General features: G+C 30.2%; 23 protein-coding genes. All 23 read right to left on the reverse strand.

The features are described from left to right. A partial coding sequence (locus AC11VW_RS12650; protein WP_484301786.1) for a hypothetical protein occupies window positions 1–239 on the reverse strand: 239 nt, incomplete at its 3' end. Between the two features lie 47 nt (window positions 240–286). Continuing rightward, window positions 287–460: a hypothetical protein gene (locus AC11VW_RS12655; RefSeq protein ID WP_484301787.1), complete on the reverse strand. Its 174-nt coding sequence runs from the start codon at window positions 458–460 to the stop codon at window positions 287–289. A 43-nt stretch (window positions 461–503) separates the two neighbouring features. Continuing rightward, on the reverse strand, window positions 504–665 hold the full coding sequence (locus tag AC11VW_RS12660) for an XkdX family protein (RefSeq protein ID WP_484301788.1): 162 nt from the start codon (window positions 663–665) through the stop codon (window positions 504–506). Further along, a complete protein-coding gene (locus tag AC11VW_RS12665; RefSeq protein WP_484301789.1) occupies window positions 665–1,042 on the reverse strand; it encodes a hypothetical protein in 378 nt (125 codons plus the stop codon). Before AC11VW_RS12665 ends, AC11VW_RS12660 begins: the two co-directional genes overlap by 1 nt. Continuing rightward, window positions 1,036–2,466: a hypothetical protein gene (locus tag AC11VW_RS12670; protein ID WP_484301790.1), complete on the reverse strand. Its 1,431-nt coding sequence runs from the start codon at window positions 2,464–2,466 to the stop codon at window positions 1,036–1,038. Before AC11VW_RS12670 ends, AC11VW_RS12665 begins: the two co-directional genes overlap by 7 nt. Before the next feature lie 15 nt (window positions 2,467–2,481). Further along, window positions 2,482–2,811, reverse strand: a complete 330-nt coding sequence (locus tag AC11VW_RS12675) for a hypothetical protein (RefSeq protein WP_484301791.1) — start codon at window positions 2,809–2,811, stop codon at window positions 2,482–2,484. Between the two features lie 3 nt (window positions 2,812–2,814). Further along, window positions 2,815–3,390 (reverse strand): YmfQ family protein, encoded by a 576-nt coding sequence (locus tag AC11VW_RS12680; protein WP_484301792.1) that lies wholly within the window; start codon window positions 3,388–3,390, stop codon window positions 2,815–2,817. A gap of 4 nt (window positions 3,391–3,394) precedes the next feature. Beyond that, window positions 3,395–4,504, reverse strand: a complete 1,110-nt coding sequence (locus AC11VW_RS12685; RefSeq protein ID WP_484301793.1) for a baseplate J/gp47 family protein — start codon at window positions 4,502–4,504, stop codon at window positions 3,395–3,397. A gap of 4 nt (window positions 4,505–4,508) precedes the next feature. Continuing rightward, window positions 4,509–4,958 (reverse strand): DUF2634 domain-containing protein, encoded by a 450-nt coding sequence (locus AC11VW_RS12690; protein WP_484301794.1) that lies wholly within the window; start codon window positions 4,956–4,958, stop codon window positions 4,509–4,511. After that, a complete protein-coding gene (locus AC11VW_RS12695) occupies window positions 4,951–5,202 on the reverse strand; it encodes a hypothetical protein (protein ID WP_484301795.1) in 252 nt (83 codons plus the stop codon). The genes AC11VW_RS12690 and AC11VW_RS12695 overlap by 8 nt, the downstream gene beginning before the upstream one ends. Continuing rightward, on the reverse strand, window positions 5,189–6,139 hold the full coding sequence (locus AC11VW_RS12700) for an XkdQ/YqbQ family protein (RefSeq protein WP_484301796.1): 951 nt from the start codon (window positions 6,137–6,139) through the stop codon (window positions 5,189–5,191). Before AC11VW_RS12700 ends, AC11VW_RS12695 begins: the two co-directional genes overlap by 14 nt. 1 nt (window position 6,140) lies before the next feature. Further along, window positions 6,141–7,028, reverse strand: a complete 888-nt coding sequence (locus AC11VW_RS12705; protein WP_484301797.1) for an SH3 domain-containing protein — start codon at window positions 7,026–7,028, stop codon at window positions 6,141–6,143. Window positions 7,029–7,097: 69 nt separating this feature from the next. After that, window positions 7,098–10,442, reverse strand: coding sequence for a phage tail tape measure protein (locus AC11VW_RS12710; RefSeq protein ID WP_484301798.1), 3,345 nt, complete (start codon window positions 10,440–10,442; stop codon window positions 7,098–7,100). A gap of 216 nt (window positions 10,443–10,658) precedes the next feature. Beyond that, complete coding sequence (locus AC11VW_RS12715; protein ID WP_484301799.1) at window positions 10,659–11,087, reverse strand: phage tail assembly chaperone; 429 nt, start codon at window positions 11,085–11,087, stop codon at window positions 10,659–10,661. A 93-nt stretch (window positions 11,088–11,180) separates the two neighbouring features. Next, complete coding sequence (locus AC11VW_RS12720; RefSeq protein WP_484301800.1) at window positions 11,181–11,588, reverse strand: phage tail tube protein; 408 nt, start codon at window positions 11,586–11,588, stop codon at window positions 11,181–11,183. Between the two features lie 12 nt (window positions 11,589–11,600). Then, window positions 11,601–13,031 carry a phage tail sheath subtilisin-like domain-containing protein gene (locus tag AC11VW_RS12725; RefSeq protein ID WP_484301801.1) on the reverse strand — a complete coding sequence of 477 codons (1,431 nt, stop codon included), beginning with the start codon at window positions 13,029–13,031 and terminating at the stop codon, window positions 11,601–11,603. A 1-nt stretch (window position 13,032) separates the two neighbouring features. After that, window positions 13,033–13,248 (reverse strand): YqzN/YkzM domain-containing protein, encoded by a 216-nt coding sequence (locus tag AC11VW_RS12730; protein ID WP_484301802.1) that lies wholly within the window; start codon window positions 13,246–13,248, stop codon window positions 13,033–13,035. 12 nt (window positions 13,249–13,260) lie between these two features. Beyond that, entirely contained in the window at window positions 13,261–14,085 is an 825-nt protein-coding gene (locus AC11VW_RS12735) for a hypothetical protein (protein WP_484301803.1), read from the reverse strand. Beyond that, entirely contained in the window at window positions 14,086–14,496 is a 411-nt protein-coding gene (locus tag AC11VW_RS12740; RefSeq protein ID WP_484301804.1) for a hypothetical protein, read from the reverse strand. Between the two features lies 1 nt (window position 14,497). Continuing rightward, complete coding sequence (locus AC11VW_RS12745; RefSeq protein ID WP_484301805.1) at window positions 14,498–14,878, reverse strand: hypothetical protein; 381 nt, start codon at window positions 14,876–14,878, stop codon at window positions 14,498–14,500. Further along, window positions 14,875–15,210 carry a hypothetical protein gene (locus tag AC11VW_RS12750; protein ID WP_484301806.1) on the reverse strand — a complete coding sequence of 112 codons (336 nt, stop codon included), beginning with the start codon at window positions 15,208–15,210 and terminating at the stop codon, window positions 14,875–14,877. Before AC11VW_RS12750 ends, AC11VW_RS12745 begins: the two co-directional genes overlap by 4 nt. A gap of 38 nt (window positions 15,211–15,248) precedes the next feature. After that, a complete protein-coding gene (locus AC11VW_RS12755; RefSeq protein ID WP_484301807.1) occupies window positions 15,249–16,283 on the reverse strand; it encodes a phage major capsid protein in 1,035 nt (344 codons plus the stop codon). Window positions 16,284–16,299: 16 nt separating this feature from the next. Then, window positions 16,300–16,683 carry a DUF2190 family protein gene (locus tag AC11VW_RS12760; RefSeq protein WP_484301808.1) on the reverse strand — a complete coding sequence of 128 codons (384 nt, stop codon included), beginning with the start codon at window positions 16,681–16,683 and terminating at the stop codon, window positions 16,300–16,302. Window positions 16,684–16,685: the final 2 nt, after the last annotated feature.

The following is a 16,685-nucleotide window of genomic DNA, read 5'->3' on the forward strand; positions in this document are numbered from 1 at the left end:
TACTGTTGATTACTTGAAATAAACTCCTTCATTTCTTCTTTTAATTCTTTTTTTATTTTTTCTAATTCATCTTTTATACCTTTACTAACCCACATCTTACTTAAGAAAAATAATGCCCCACCTGATATTGCAATAGCTAGAGTAAGAACAATTAAAGCAACGTTAATCGTAAATTGTGTGTTTTGAGATATATAATCTATTTTATCTCCTAGTACTTTTATTTGATTTGTAATATTCAATAAATCATCCCCTTCCAACAATAAGTATATTATTATTGGAGATAAATTTAAAGAAGTTTATCTGCTTTTGCAAGAATATATATGTTAAATACCATATTAAATAAAGAAAATATAAGCATAGCAATAGGATTTATATTTAACTTAAAGCAAATAAATTCTATAGTTACATACATAATGGGAGTAATTATTCCTATTACAAATCCTATAGATTCAGAACTCATATTTTTCCACCTCATTTCATATATTTTATGCAATAAAAAAAGACTATGCTATGTAGTCCTCACCTGTAATAGTTTTATATTCTTCTTCTGTTATTTTTCTTTTTAAAACTGCACCTTTAACCATTTCTTTACTCCATAACCTTTCTCCATTTACATTAAAAGTGTCATAGTAATATTTTATTTTTTCAAAGTTTAGTATTAACATTATGCAAGTCCCCCCATCATTAATATATATTCCGTATTTGATAAACCTGTTTCCAAAATGGATATTTTACTTTGTACTATTTCTAATTCTGTTGGTTCTTGTGGTATAGGTGGTAATGGCTCATATGTAAATTCTAATTTTTTTGTTTCTAAATTTACCATTACCCCTGTACTATTTTGACTTAATTTAAAATATTCACCGTATGCAAACTCTATTAAACCTATGCTAGTTCTATCTCTTTCTTTTAGTTCTGTATATATTGCATAATCTTCATCAAAAGTTGTTTCGTTAAAAAAACCTTCTTTATCAAGGATTAGTTTAATTATATTTCCAGTTATTAGGCAATAATATATTTTAGTTCCTTGTATGCTTACCATTTAAAAACCTCCTTATCAAAAACTATATAATGAACATATCCATTTGCGTCACAATGATATTGACCAGTTATTCGTATATCGTTTCCTACTAATGAAGTAGTAACCGTATAATATTGTGAAAAATATGTTTGAAACTGTGGGTTATTAAGTGTTAACCCTGCCATTGTATAAGTACTTCCATATGTTGAAGGTTTTAATAAAATCAGATAATCCTTAACGTCAAAATCAGCATTTGTAACTATAGTCGTAGTTGAATTTGCAGTAACTTGAACACTTGATTTTACATACTTATAAGAATTAATATTGTTTATCTTATCAATCAAATTTGACATTTTATCATTTTCTGCAACTTCAACACCTTTATCTTTTAACTTTTCACCTAATCTAAAGTTTTGATAATTAAATTCATTGTTTAATAATTCTGCTCTGTCAATAAATTCTTTTAATACTACATTTGATAAAGGATTAAGTATTTTTTCAAATGTCCATGTGCGAGTTGATATTCCACCTAAATTATCATTAACAATTATTTGAACAGTGTTTGTATTTTTTATATGTAGGCTATCCCAAACAGAAGTTAAATCTAATACAAAATCCCCAGGTATTTTATTAGTTAAAGTTCTTAATTCCACACCGTTTATTTTTTCTGTAATCGTTAAATTCGTACTATCTGTATCAGAAATACTATATGATTGTATTAAAGGACTAGATAAATTACCGAAGTCCCTATCAGTATCAGAGATTAAAGGAAGGTCTGTAATAAATTCTAATACAGGTCGCCAACCAACAGCAGTACCCCCACCATTAAAATAATTGTAGTAAGCAATACCAAAACAACCACGAACAGTAGTATAACTAGGGTTTACAGTTGGTATATCCATACAAGCATTATATAGACCGAACCAATTCCAAAGCTGATTACTAGCACTATTATAATCGGTAGCATTTGAGGCACTGTTTAAATCTTCCACAGTAGGAGTTGGTAATCCTACAAAACCACCTTCATTACAAATTATCTTGTCCCATTCATTTGTAGTAGGAGCTGCACCTGCATAAAGATTTGAACCATTTCGATAGTTCGTACCACCTGTTAACATTCTCAGTTTATATTTTGATGAATCTATAATTATTTCTATTCCACTTATTAAATTTAAAGCATTTAATTGAGCAATACCTATTCCACTAAATAAGTTTCTATCAGATATAAACAATTTTTTGCCGTTATCATTCACTTCTATCCATTTTATTTTATAAGCATCATCTAAGTCACTGTTTTTTATTTCAACATTACCACTTGAATAAGTATATATATTACCTACACTTGGGCAACCTGTCGGAGTGCCATTCCAAGGTTTAGTTGGTAATGGTATTTTTGTTCCTCCTACATATAAAGTACCAAAATTATGGATTGTACCATTAGGCATAAAAAAACCTCCTTTCTAAAGTTTTTCGTATAAACTATTAACTATATTTATACCTCTAGTTACTTGACCATTTAATTCTTGTTGTAATTCTAGAATACTTGTTTTGTTAGCCTCTGTTTTAGCATTTATTTCTAACAAAGCACCTTCTACTTTAGTAGCAACAATTTTATTTTCTGTATCAGCTATTGTTATATTATTTGCAACTAATCCAGTACCTAAAGTATCTTTTAAGCTTTTAATTTCAGTATCTATTATTACATTATCATCTACAAAATCTTGACGTTTTGGAAACTCATTTCCTAGCCAACTATTAAGACATATATTTGGAGTTTTATTTAAACTCATTATCTACACCTCCCTATGTATTTCAAAGTCATTCCATGTCAGATTTAAGTTATCCCATTGATCCCAAGTATAGTTAAATTTATCAAATTCATTCCATGTAAGATATGTAAATTCATATTCATGAGCTAAGTGTGCTGGTTTAATTTGCCTTATAGTTTTATCTAATTCATCTAGTTGTGCTGGAACTCCCTTAGTCCCTACAAACTTAACAATAAATTTATATCTTTCAAATATTTCTATAATTTCTACTTCACCATTACTGTAAGCTTGAGCGGTATTCTTTAACATTTCCTTAGTTGTTGTACCCTGTCCACGTATTTTAGCTTTTAATACTTCTCTTCTCTCTTCATATCTTTTACTCTTGTCAGTAGTTATTCCATATTCATATTCCCATAATTCAAGACCCCATGTTGCAGTTTCTACAAATAGTTGATTGGTTAGATCCTCAATTAAATAATCAATTCTTGCTAATTCACATGAGTTTGTGCCTTGTAAGCTAGTCATTATTTTAGAATTTTGATAATCAGGAGATAAATATGACATTAAGTTATGTCCATCTATAAACATTTCATAACTCACACCACTACACCCCCAAACTAATAATTCCTACGACAGGTATATCTTCTTCATTCAAACCAATGTTTGCAGTTAAATCATTTAATTTTAAATTACTATAATCTAGGACACCAGCTGTACTTAATAATATATTACCTACTTTAGCTATAGAAATATATGTGTCATTAAAAGCTATCTGCTTAAAATATTCTTTTAGATTATTTTCAAACAAAGGTTGTCTATCTTCTAAAGAATATCCATTTGCTAAAACTATAGTAGCATTAATATTTATAGCTAGTTCTATAGCACTTTTAACTGTAACTTTTGCACCTGCAGGTCTTACTGTTTCTATGTAATTATATGTTTCTTGTACTAATGCTTCAGATACAGCTTTTTTTTCAGGACTTACAATAACAACTTTCATACTTCCTTCACCATTCCAAAGTGGAAATGGTTTTGCATCACCAACACCACTAACATTTTTAGCCCAAATTTTATAGTGAGCTTCATTTCCAGATGTTCCAGGATTTCTTTTTCGTTCAAATACTCTTTCTCTTAAAGAATTATCATCTTCTTCATCTGTACCACCATTTAGATCTGCATCATTAGTTATACTTTGAATTCCATTTATAGGTGTAACTAAAACAGTTATACTTTGTTTTAGTACTCTTCCTAATGAACCAGGTACAATAGCTTCTATTTCTATATAACAAATACCATTATCATCTATTTCTTTATCTTGTGTAGTTTCAAATTCTATAGCTTCTTTATTTTCTGTTGATACAGTTGATACTATAGTACTGGTCGGAATTATAGTTCCAGGTTCTCCTGTTAACTTTATAGTTCCATATGCTTTTGTAGCTGATTTTCTCTGTATTCCTTCTGTTTCTGCTTTTGCATCTAAGTACTTTCCGTATGTGGTTTGTAAAAAAAATATTCTTAGCACATTTTGCAACTTCATTTGAGTCATATATGCTAGTTCTTCTGCATTTGGTCTTGTATTATCCCAAAAAAAATCCCCTTCCAATGTATTAACATCAGTAGGAGCTTTCTCTAGCATTCTTTTATGTATCGTGTCTGCATCTTCATTTAGAAAATCTGGAATAGGTATATCTACAATTATATTATCTATATCCATATTATCACCTAACTTTCAATTCATTTGACAATGTTGCTGTTTCGTCATAAGCACTTTTTATATCATACTCAAAGTATAAAGTTTGATTATCCCAGTTAAATTTAAAATTATCTACTTCAAGTGTCTTAGGATGTACACTTAATGTTTCTATTGTCATTCTTTTTATTTCGAGCTCTATAGCTTCATTTGAAAATTTACTACCTCTCAATGTATCAATTTCATTTCCAAATAAATCACTATATGCTAATAGGTATCTAGGTGTTCTCATAGCTTTTATACACCATTGTATATAAGCTTCTTTTTCATTACGTCTAGCTATAGTTCCATCTATATTTCTTACAAATTCTCCTTTATCAAAATCAAATTTATAAGATCCTTTAAATTCTACTTCTTCACTATTATTAATATTATTTAATTCTTCAAAATTTGTATCACCTGGAAATAAGTTAGGCATTTACAATCCTCCCAAAAACTATATATTCACTTCCACATGCAGCTACTAATACTCTATCACCTGCAGTTATAGGTTTTGCAATTTCTAGTATCGAAAAATCTTTTATTTCATATTTGAAATTATCTAATTTTAAACCATAATTATTTACTACTCCTATTTCAATTCCAGATGACATTAGTTCCTTATTTACAATTTTTTTTGTATGACCTTTTATTGATCTAGCTATCTCATTATACATTTCCATTGCTGTAAAACCTCTTTCTTATATTTTCTAGACTAGATAAATTTAAACTCATGTTAGGAGACTGTGTAATATCATGAGTTACATCTACAACATAATACTCTTTGCCATAAAGTGATACTTTATCACCTGCTCTTATTCCTATTATGTCTTTACATTTTACACTCAGACTATCCTCTCCATTATTAAATAAATTTTCAGCTGCAGTTTTAGATTTTGTAGCATTATCAACCTTGTCATCTTGTATTATTTTCTGTATTGTACCGTATTTTTCTGTATTCTTTTTATAAGTACCTATTATCGGTGATTTTTTATCATCTTTATCACTTTTACCTAGAACTTTAACTTGAGTTACAATTCCACTTAAACTATATTTTTCATCTATGTCATCTAAAATATTATCTAATTTATATATCCTACTATTGCTACCTATTTTAAACAAAGTAAGTTTATTTTCCATCCTTAATTTATATAAATCTCCACCTTTTGTAGCAGTTTCAATTATATCCTTTTTCATCATTGAAAAAATAGTACTACTTTTATAAACAGCTTTAGAAAGCTTTATTTTAGTATCTATCAAGCTTTCTAAAGGTATGCCCCAGTCTTTACAATATTGATTAATTCTAGATGTTGCAGTTCCTTCTCCGAATAGATATTCATCCTCAGATTCTTCTATATATACAGTTCTTTCTTTACCTTTAAGGCTAAGACTTTTACTTTTCTTATTTTTATTCAATTCCCATATAATACCACTGAATATAATAGTATTTCCATCAACAAGCTTTATCTTATCACCTTTGACAATTCCTATATTAGATAATTCTTTAGTATCTACAATTTCTATATCAGCAGCATATGCTATTCCATCTATAGCTTCTTTGAGTGATATTCCCTTATTTAAGTTACTTATTTTATACCTATCTTTTAATATTAAATCCATCTTACGGTATCACCAACTTCATTCCAACTTTTAATGCAGATGTATTAGATCCTATGCTTTTTTTATTAGCATCATATATTTTCTGCCATTTTGAGCCATCACCATAAGTTTTTTTAGATATTTTCCAAAGAGTATCTCCCTTTGCAACTGTATATGTATTAGACTTGCTTTTAGTATTATTTCTATTATTATTTAACTTAGGTGGAGCAGGCTTTTCTTTTAAGTATTTAGCACTTACATAACCAATTCCATTTTTACCTTTAGAATATTTAATTTTAGCCCAACTGTTTTTTATTTCATACACATCAACTTCATTTTTACTATATAGCTTACCTATTACAGAATAACTAGTACTCGGACCACTTCTAACATTTAATCTACTATTGCCTGAATTAACAATCATTTTTTTAGTATTAATACTATTTGTACTTGTATTTCCACTAACAATAGTTTGACTTTTAGGTTTTATTTCTTCTATTTTCAACTCTTTATATGTTCTAAATGTTATTGATATATATTTATCTCCAATTTCACCTGTTCTTTCCGTTTTATTAAAATCAGATATTGTTACTAAATCATTAAAATCAAAATCTGTTATTAGTAATCTTAAAGGCTCTTCCTGTTCCATCCATTTTTCTAATTTACTTATAGAATCTTTAACATTAGGTATGTTTATATATCTGCAAAAAGGATGGTATATTTTAGGTAATAAAGTTTCAAAACTTATTTGATCTATATTCTTGCCTTTTTTATTTATATCAACTTCTCCAACGTCTATAATATCTAATGTATCAAATCTTTTTTTCTTTCCGATGCTTATTTCATCAATAGGATTTACTGGAAAATGGAAGGTTTCATTTATCTTTTCATTTTTTAAATAAATATCCAAATTAGCCACATCCTCATATATAAAATAAGCACTAGAATAATTGTTTTATCTAGTGCTTATTTTAGTTATTTAATTTATATTATCAAGAGCTTCTTTTAACTTTTTACCAACTTCTTTAGTTGTTTCTTGTACTATGTAATCTTCATCTACGTTATTATCAAAACTATTATTAACTTCAACATTTACATCTATAGTAGCTGCTCCACCAGCAACTCGAGGTGTACAAACTTGGAATCTTGGTTCAGAGCTACCTGACGAATTATTTTCTTCATAATTTTGTTCTTTAGGTGTAAATCTATTTCTATCTCCTTTTATGAAGAATGAAGATTGATTGCCTGCATTTCTGTATCTATCTTTATTTACCATACCCAGTTTTTCACCAGTTTCTTGCCATAAACTTACTGCTCTATCTCTACGTTTCCCATTAAGAGGTATTACCGCTTCTCCTCCTGGTTCTTCTGCAAATAAAGCGTAGTGAGGAGTCGTGAATATACCACCAGTAGCATGTTTAGTAGTTTTTTTACTTCCTCCACCTTTTCCGCTACTTTTGCTACTTGCTTTACTGCTTCCTCCACCAACAGTAGGAATGCTAGGTATATTTATCATTGGAATTTTATTTATTAAACTAATCATTGAGTTTAATGCACCTATAACAGCATTACATGCACTAACTCCCCATTGTTTTAACCCACTAAAAAAGCTTGATACTGCTCCCCTTACACTGCTTGATGTTTTCCATAGATATATAAGTCCAGCAACTAATCCAGCCACAAGAATTATGACTAATCCTATAGGATTAGCTGCCATAGCTGCATTTAAAGCCCATTGTGCAGCAGTCACAACACCTGCAGCTGCAGCTGCACCAAACATGGTTGCTTGTTGAATAGTCCATGCTACTGTTTGAGCTGCAATACAAGCTACTGTAGCCCAACCTTGTGCTGCATAGCTAATCAGGGCAAATATTAAACTAGCAGTTATTGTAGCACCTGTTATAATAGCCTGTGCTGATATTCTAACTAAACTTAATAAAAAGTTTCCTATCATAATAGCACTAGTAGTAATCGCTTGTGCTCCAAGACTTATAAAGGATAATATTAGATTCCCTGTTATTGTAAGACCAGTTATAATAGCTTGCGCTGATACTCGCATTAAACTTAAAACAAAACTTCCTGTTAATTTAGCAGAGGAGATAATAGCTTCTATACCAGCTTTTACTAAACTTACAGTAAACTTTGTAGCTATTACAGTACCAGCTATAGCTGCTTGTACACCTGTTTGTAATAAAGCTGGACCAAATATAACACCTAAAACAGTTGAAATAGTTTTAATTTGATCCTCATTATCTTTTAGCGTTTGTTTAAATTGGTCGAATTTTTTTATAGCACTATCGATTACATTATCTTTAAGATCTAGAATTTTTTCTTTTAAGCTCGAAAATCCTTCTTTTACTTTGTCTATAGCTCCTGTTTTTAACTCTATAAACTTATTTTTTAATTCAGTTGCTTTAGACTTTATAGTATCCCAATTTTGATAAAGAGCTACTCCTATAGCTACTAATAACCCTATGCCTAGTGCAATCCATCCAATAGGACCCATCACAAACAACATAGCTTCTCCTACTGTAGCAGCTCCACCAGCAACTGCTGCAAATGCAAATGCTATGTTACTTAAAACAGGTACAATAGTTGTTATTATAGAAACTCCAAGCATTACAGTTTTAAATGCTAATAATGCAGCGGTAGCACCTGCTATAACAGGAACTAAATTTTTAAATACTTGCAGTATTTTCGGAAAAGTTTTAGTTATCGTACCTACAACACCTACAACAACACCACTTATCTCAGGCATTTTACCAAGTAACCATTTAGCAAAATCTTTAGTATATGGAGCTAGTTCTTTTCCTAATTTTATTTTAACAGTGCCTATTGCACCGTCTAAAGCTTCAAACTGACCGGCTAAATTATCTAACTTAGTGTCTGCCATTTTTTTTGCAGCATCTTTTGTTCCTTCAAGCCTTTTACTCAACTTGCCTAAACTTTCTCCACCTTGGTTCATAAGAGCTAAAACACCTGACATACTTTCAGTACCGAAAATAGTAGATATAACATCAGCTTTTTGCTGACTTGTTAATCCCTTTAATGAAGAATTCAATCCATCAACAAGTGAACTTAATGGTTTCATATTTCCTTGAGCATCAAAAGCATTTATACCGTATTTTTCCATTAATCCTGCAGCTTCTTTTGTAGGACTTGCTAATCTAGCCATCGTCTGTCTAAGGATTGTTCCAGCTTGACTGCCTTTAATATTTGCATTACTAAGCAAACCAGCCGCAGCCGCAGTATCTTCGAAAGATATGCCTAATGCTTGACTGACTGGCGCTACATATTTTAAAGTTTCTCCAAGATCTGTTACATCAGAGTTTGTAGCACTTGCTGACAGTGCTAATACATTAGCTACGTGAGCTGAATCGTTAGCATTTAAATTAAAAGCTTTTAATGACCCTACAGCTATGTCCGTTGCACTTGCCAAATCTAATCCACCGGCACTTGCTAAGTTTAAAAGACCAGGTAATGCAGAAATAGTTTCTTTTACACTAAACCCAGCTTGTCCAAGCAGTTCTTCGGCTTGAGTTACTTCTAAAGCCGACCATGCAGTTGACTCGCCTAAATTTATAGCTGTGCTTTCAAGTTGTTTCATCTGTTCTTTAGTTGCGCCTGTAACAGCTTTAACATTTGATAACCCTTTTTCAAATTCTGCAAAAGCTTTTAATGATTCTCCTACTCCGAATCCTCCAAATGCCATTGCACCTGCAGCAGCTATCGCTGCAAACTTACCCATTAATTCGGTAATCTTATTATCTAATGTTTGTAACTGAGGACTTGCATTATCTTTTAGCTCTACTGCTGCTTTATAAGTTTTTCCAGCTATAGAATTAAGTTTATTAGATAACTCACCTAATTTATTTCTAGTTAATGCTATAGCTCTAATAGCAGGATCTGCTCTCATATTAAGACTTATTATTGTAGCTGCTTTTAAGTTTTGTATTTTAGACTTTATATTATTTACGGTTTCAGAAGCTTTATCTTTTGCATTTATAATAGTATTTATAGGTCTATTAAAAATAGTTGCCTTACTTCTAATTCTATCAAGCACAGGCGTAGCTCTATCAACTACAGTAGCAGTGCTTTTTATAACTTTATTCAACAGACTACTTTTTCTATTTATTTTATCTATAGTACTAGAGGCCCTATCATTAATTCGAACAGATGGAGTTGCTTTAATTCTATTTAATCTCTGCATTTTTTTTTCAGTCTGTTCTGCAAACTTTTCAGTTGCTTTTAACTTATTTTTAGTTTCTCCATCACCTTTTACACTAATAACCATATCAAGTGTGTATATATCTTTTTTAGCCATACTTTCACTCCTTTCTATAAAAATAAGAGCTACTTAATTTAGTAGCTCTTTAAGTTTTACTAGCTGCTTTATTTTCTTGTTCAATTTCATGTTTAGAAAAAGCCATTAGGAGCCTTCTACACGTTTCATTTATTGCTATTCCATAAAATTCATGAGGTGAAATGTTATGTTTCGCAAATAAATTATATAAAACTGTTATTTTACCTCCTTTGGCTATTAGTTTTTTATACTTTCTAACTCTTCTAATTCATCATCATATTTAGATAACTCTAATATTTTATCTCCTATTGCAGCTATTTCTCCTGCTAAAAACTTTCTTTTTATAACTTGTCTACCATCTGAAGCTTTTAATGCATCTAATAGTTTAGGGTTATTCCAGTTAGGCTTTATTGTAGCTTTTTCTATTAAAGCAGCATTAAATTCATCATCATCTAACTCTTTTATTCTATTTCCTCTTATTTTTCTTTCGTATGTACACTCTTTTTTAACTCTATTTATTTCCTTTTCGCTAAGTCCTTTCAGTGTAATTTGTATTCCTAAACGATCTACAAGACATATAGCTTCTGGTATAGGTGCTTCTTCCATAAGCTTTGCTATTATTTCATCCTCTGACATTTCTCTTTTTTCTAAATCTAAATTTTCCATAATTTATCCTCCAAATATTTAATATTTTTTATAGTAATTTTAACTTAAAAAGGTTGTAAGCTATTTAAACTTACAACCTAATGATCTTTATTCCTACACTCTTATAGGGTCTAACAACTCGTATCCTACAAATGTAATAGGAGTTTCTTCTTCTATAACCTCATTCGCTTTTATATTTACTAAAGATAGTTTATCTGCCATACAGTTTTTAAGCCTTATCCTTTCATGACCATATGCTTCAGGATCTTCTAAAGCCGTTATAATTTCAAATCTTTTAAACCCTCTTTCTATCATAGCAGATGTAACTTTATAACCAGTCATTGAACCTGCGCCTTTTTTATTACCGACCTTGTAATGAGTCCAATCATCACCTATAAAATTTAATTCCTTTTTATCCATTTCAACATCTGCAGTCATTTCTGTCATATTTGTTTGCCATTCACCATCAAGTATTATCTTTGCATTTGAACTATGTATTGTTCTTGATCCATCTACTGACATTTATAACACCTCCTATTTTATATAACCTGTTCCATATATTTTTTTTATAACTCCTATGTGTTCAGTATTCCATTTCCAGAAAAATTCATCTTTAGCTGCACTAGCTTGTAATTCTTCATCTATAGCTACAATAAAGTTAGGTTCAATTACTGAATTTTCAACGAATTGTTCAAAATATTTTTTTAGAGCTGTTATTACTACCATTTGTCCATTTCTATTATTCCCTGTTTTACCTTGATATTTTTTACCAACAAGTCTTGTATCTGTATTTACAGTATCTATAAAATCAACAGTTCTTATATAACGTAGATATGCTCCTTTATCGCTATTTTCATCTAATAAGCTTATATCTAATGTATTTACATCATCTAGTATTAATACTTCGCCTTCTTGGTCCCTATAACATACTAAAGTACCACTCTTTGTAGCTTCTATTTGTTCTGAATCTCCTATAGGTTCAACATCATCAAATGAAGTTGCCATATTGCATAAACTATCTTTAACTCCTAATGAACATGCTAATGCTGCAATATGACATGTACTTTCTGCTCTTGTATAAGTTATTCCATTTTTTATCCCCTTAACATTAATATGTATAATACCTTCGTTATTCATATTAACTGACTTATAGTTTATTTCATCTGATGTAAGACTATCATTTGAACCTATGTATGCTGTTATAGGTTTCCCTTTATCTCTTAAAGTTTGTACCCATGTCTTTATAGTTGTATTTAAGGCATCTTCTGCAATTCCATCTAATACAAATTTATTAAAATTAATTTTTTCAAATTCACTTAATGCACTGATATAAGCTTCATTTGTAATATTTTCTAACCCATTATTACCACCAGTAAGTTTTTGATTAACTATATTTGCTAATGGCAATTCGCTATCTGCTTTCTTTATAGCCCTTACATATATATTTTTAGAATAGTTATTTATAGTATTAACTATTTCATCTATATTTTGTGATAAAGCAAATATAGAAAATAAAGATTTAGTTCCTTCAAATACAATCAAATCCTTTTTAGAAATATCACTTATATTTTCTCTTATAGTTATGCTAAAATCTCGATCTGTTGGATATAAGCTAGATATTTCTATAACAGTAACTGGAGTAGTCGCAGTATTTTTAAGTGGTATTGTAGAACATTTTGCATTTTGATTAGCTATTCTATACATTAATATTTCTTTAGGTTTACCTAGTAAAGCTAGTTTCCCAAGTTTTACAGCTGTGTACTGTTCATTTTCTCCAAAATTTCCCCTAAGGTCTTTATTATTTTTTATACTTACGAATGCTCCAACTGGCCCCCAGTTAGCTTTAACTGGCATTCCAAGAATCCCTCCAGAACCTTCTTTTATTGTTTCTTGTGCTTTGAAACTAAAAGCATTATAAAATCCTGGTATTTCTTTTTTAGGTTCTGCATCCCATGTTCCTATCATATTACTTCACACTCCTTTTCAGAAATTGTTCTACTAATCCCTTGAATTCGTCCCTAGACATTTCTTTTTTATTACAATTAAATAATGCTCCAACTGCTACTTCTTTCTTATAGCCTGTTAGAGCAAAACTATTATCTATTAAATCTTCTATAGGATATAAAGTAACATTAGATGTTTCTTCTACCATAGCTTTTTGTTTTTTTATTATTTCTGCCATTTTTTAAACCTCCTAAGTGAGTTTTCTAGTTCCATAAATATTTTCCATTATAGGAACTTGTTCTTCTATAAAGTGTTTTCTATTCAACATTACAGTCAACTGGCCTTCTGTTAACATATCAGCGGTCATGTTTTCTTTAATTCCTGTAACGGTTAAATATCTTCTTTGATCTATATTTAATGGTAATTTAACCTTAATAGAAAAATCGTTGATTATAGCATCTAGTATGTCTTGTATTTGTTTTCTTTCATCACTAACTACATGGCATACTAAAGTCTTTTCTATATTTAATAAACAAGGACTAAGAGCCTGTTGGCTTCTATCTACTAATCTCCATAATACAGAAGGTGTATCAATGCTATTTTTAAAGCAGTCTCTATATACACTAACATTTACTAATGTTTCAGTGTATTTACTTATAGCTTCTACCCATTCATCAACACTTTCTACAGTATTGTCATTGTGTAGTCCTATAACTTTAAAACTAATTCCTCTAGCTATTGCATCCCACTCTTCGTCAACTACATCCTGCCCTATAGTTCCATTGAATACACAAGTGAAACTTTGATTTGTAGTTGGATCTGTTGCAGTTTTAAGATGAAGTGCCTTAACAACTTGTTTATATAAATAATCTAATTTTTTAAAAGTAGTTCTTTTCTCATATAACCAAACTTCTACATTGCTTACAAAACTAACTGGATTACTTTCTTCATCATCAGTTGTTTGTAATATAACTGCATATGGTTTTAATGTTTCTTTGCTAGGCACATTAGGTTCATAACAGTTATTAAGTTCTGGTATATTATCAATTAAAGCCTGTCTTATTCCTGCTCTCATCTAATCACTCCAATATTCTATAACAGTTGTTCTTATTCTATCTATATTATTTTCTATTGTAGGACCTATAATAGGGTTACCTTTAGTACCTGGATGATTTACTTGCTTAACAGGATGTGCAGCCCCTCTCCAATATAAAGCTTTTTTATTCTTAGGTTTTATTATATGAGGTTTAGAACCTTCTTCTAATATCCCGCCATATTCAACACCATGAGAAAGAGAAATCCTATATAGAGAACCTCTGTTAGAAGCTTTACCATTAATAGATTGTCTTGCATGACCTGTTCTATCTTTCCAACTTGCATTTATTTTAGCTTCATTTTCTAATTCACTAGCAAAAGTATTTACTAGAATAAACATGCCTGCTTTTTTTCTTTCTATATGTTCAATAACGCTACTAAATGCAGACATATCAATCAATCCTTTCTAGGTCACATTGATAACCGCAAATTATACCTTTTACTATTTGAGGATAAATAGCTGCTATTTTTAAATTTCCATAAATACATTTAAATTCTATAGAACTTTTACTATCAATTTCTAAAAGCTCTACTGTATGATCCATAAGCATACCGTATCTTCTTGACGAATATGAAGTTCCTTTTTTATCACTTGATACATTTACTTCTGAACTCTTTTGATTATAAATTCTTACGGTTATATCAAGTGTTGTTTCTACTTCTTCAAAAGCTCCATCTTTTTCAATCTTTACAGTATTTCTAATTGATATATTAGTAGGATTTAGTTCTATACTTTTTAAAATATCTTTTTTTCTTCTTTCAGGACTTATCATAGGCTTATTTCAGTGCTTATACCTAGCATAATACTTACATTATTAACCTTCTCGCACTTTCCTTTAAATCTCTCTGAATTCTGATAAGCTATAGAAACTAAATCCTTTATATTAGAAGCTTTATACATTTCATCACCTGTTTTATACTCAGCTATTTCTCCTATGGTGTTTTCATATTGCATAGCTTTAAACATCCAAGCATTAGAAGCGGCACAGTTAATACAGTCCGCTTCTTTTAATATCATATCTAATTCTTCATCAGTAAATGTCTTTTTATCTTTGTCATTTACCAAAAATCTTAATTTTAATATTAATTCTTGAGTAGGTGTCATTTTAAATCACCCCATAAAAATAACACTCATTGAGTGCCTTATTTTAAAGTTATTTCTTGTATGTTTTCATCTATAGCTGCAAATACTCCTCTATAGCAATAACCTACTATTTGACTTTCAACCATTCTTGTTAAATCTGGATTCCCTGATTCAGTAGTTAAATCTTTCTTAATTAATTCTTTAAATCCTCTCTTACCTCTTACTAAGTAAGCTTTGCCAGGTGTAACTCCTGAATAAGAATATGTCTTTTTACCTACAGTTGTTTCCCATCCATCATAGTATATTATCGTATCTATACCACTTAATGCTGGATATGTAGAACCATCTATCATGTGTCCACCTTTAAGAGCCATTTCTATATCTATCTGGTCTGCACTTGAAGCTAATAGTATATTTGCAGGTCTCTTAGCTTTTACAGTATCTTTCTTAGCTTCTGCTAATGTTCTCCATATACCTAACCAAGTAGGATCATTAACTAAACCTTTAAATGCAGTTTTATTTGCAGATTTATATGTAGCAGTTAATATAGGACTTAAATGTAGATGATTTAATAAAGCATTATAAGCTTCTCCCATAGACTTATTTAATATTTCAACTTTAAAAGTTTGATTAAAGTCTATCATTTGCTTAGTATATTCAAACCCTGTAGTAAATGTTTGTATTCTTGCAGTAGGTCCTTGTTCTGCACTTATTGTACCAAACTTAACTTCTCCGCCTTCCATATGCTCTAAGAATACACAGTTTCCATATAATGCCCAGTTAGCATCTAATACTTGAGGTAAATTACCATCTCTTATAGTGTCATATATAGGAGCGTATACTAATTGAACTTGCTCTCTACCTAACTCAACATCTAATGTAACTTTTCTTAATAAATCTTTCATGTTAGCAGTAGATCCAAAGGACATCATTTCACCTAATGGCTTTTCAAGTTCTAAGGTTTCCATTTCTCCATTGACCATCTTTTTTGTAACATAATCAGTTTCACCATTTGTTATAAACGGTACATCTTCTTCTATATTTAATTTTCTTCTTTGCTCTAATAAAGTATCTTGACTTATAACTTTAAACATATTTTAATTCCTCCTATTATTGTTGTGGTAGTAATAAGAACCATATTACATTATTACTATCTTTTGGAGCTGTAACCTTACCTACTAATCTATTACTTGTAGATGTTATAGTAAATTTACCAGCTGTATTATCCCAGTATATTTTATCGCCTTTATTAAATGCTTCTGCTGTAACTATATTATCTGTTTCATATTCTGCAAGCTCTATTTGTAGATTGATTTGTTGTCCTTGTGCTCCATTTTCCATAGCTACACCAAAGAATCCATCAAACAAATAAAATTTTTGTGGTTCTGCAGTTTTACCTGATGGTACTGTGACCATTACTGATTTTCCATCACTGATTTTAGCTCTTGTTACCGCTAATTGTGTACTTGGTACGGGTTGCCCTGTATATGCCATAA

It is taken from the genome of Romboutsia sp. (assembly GCF_056995035.1).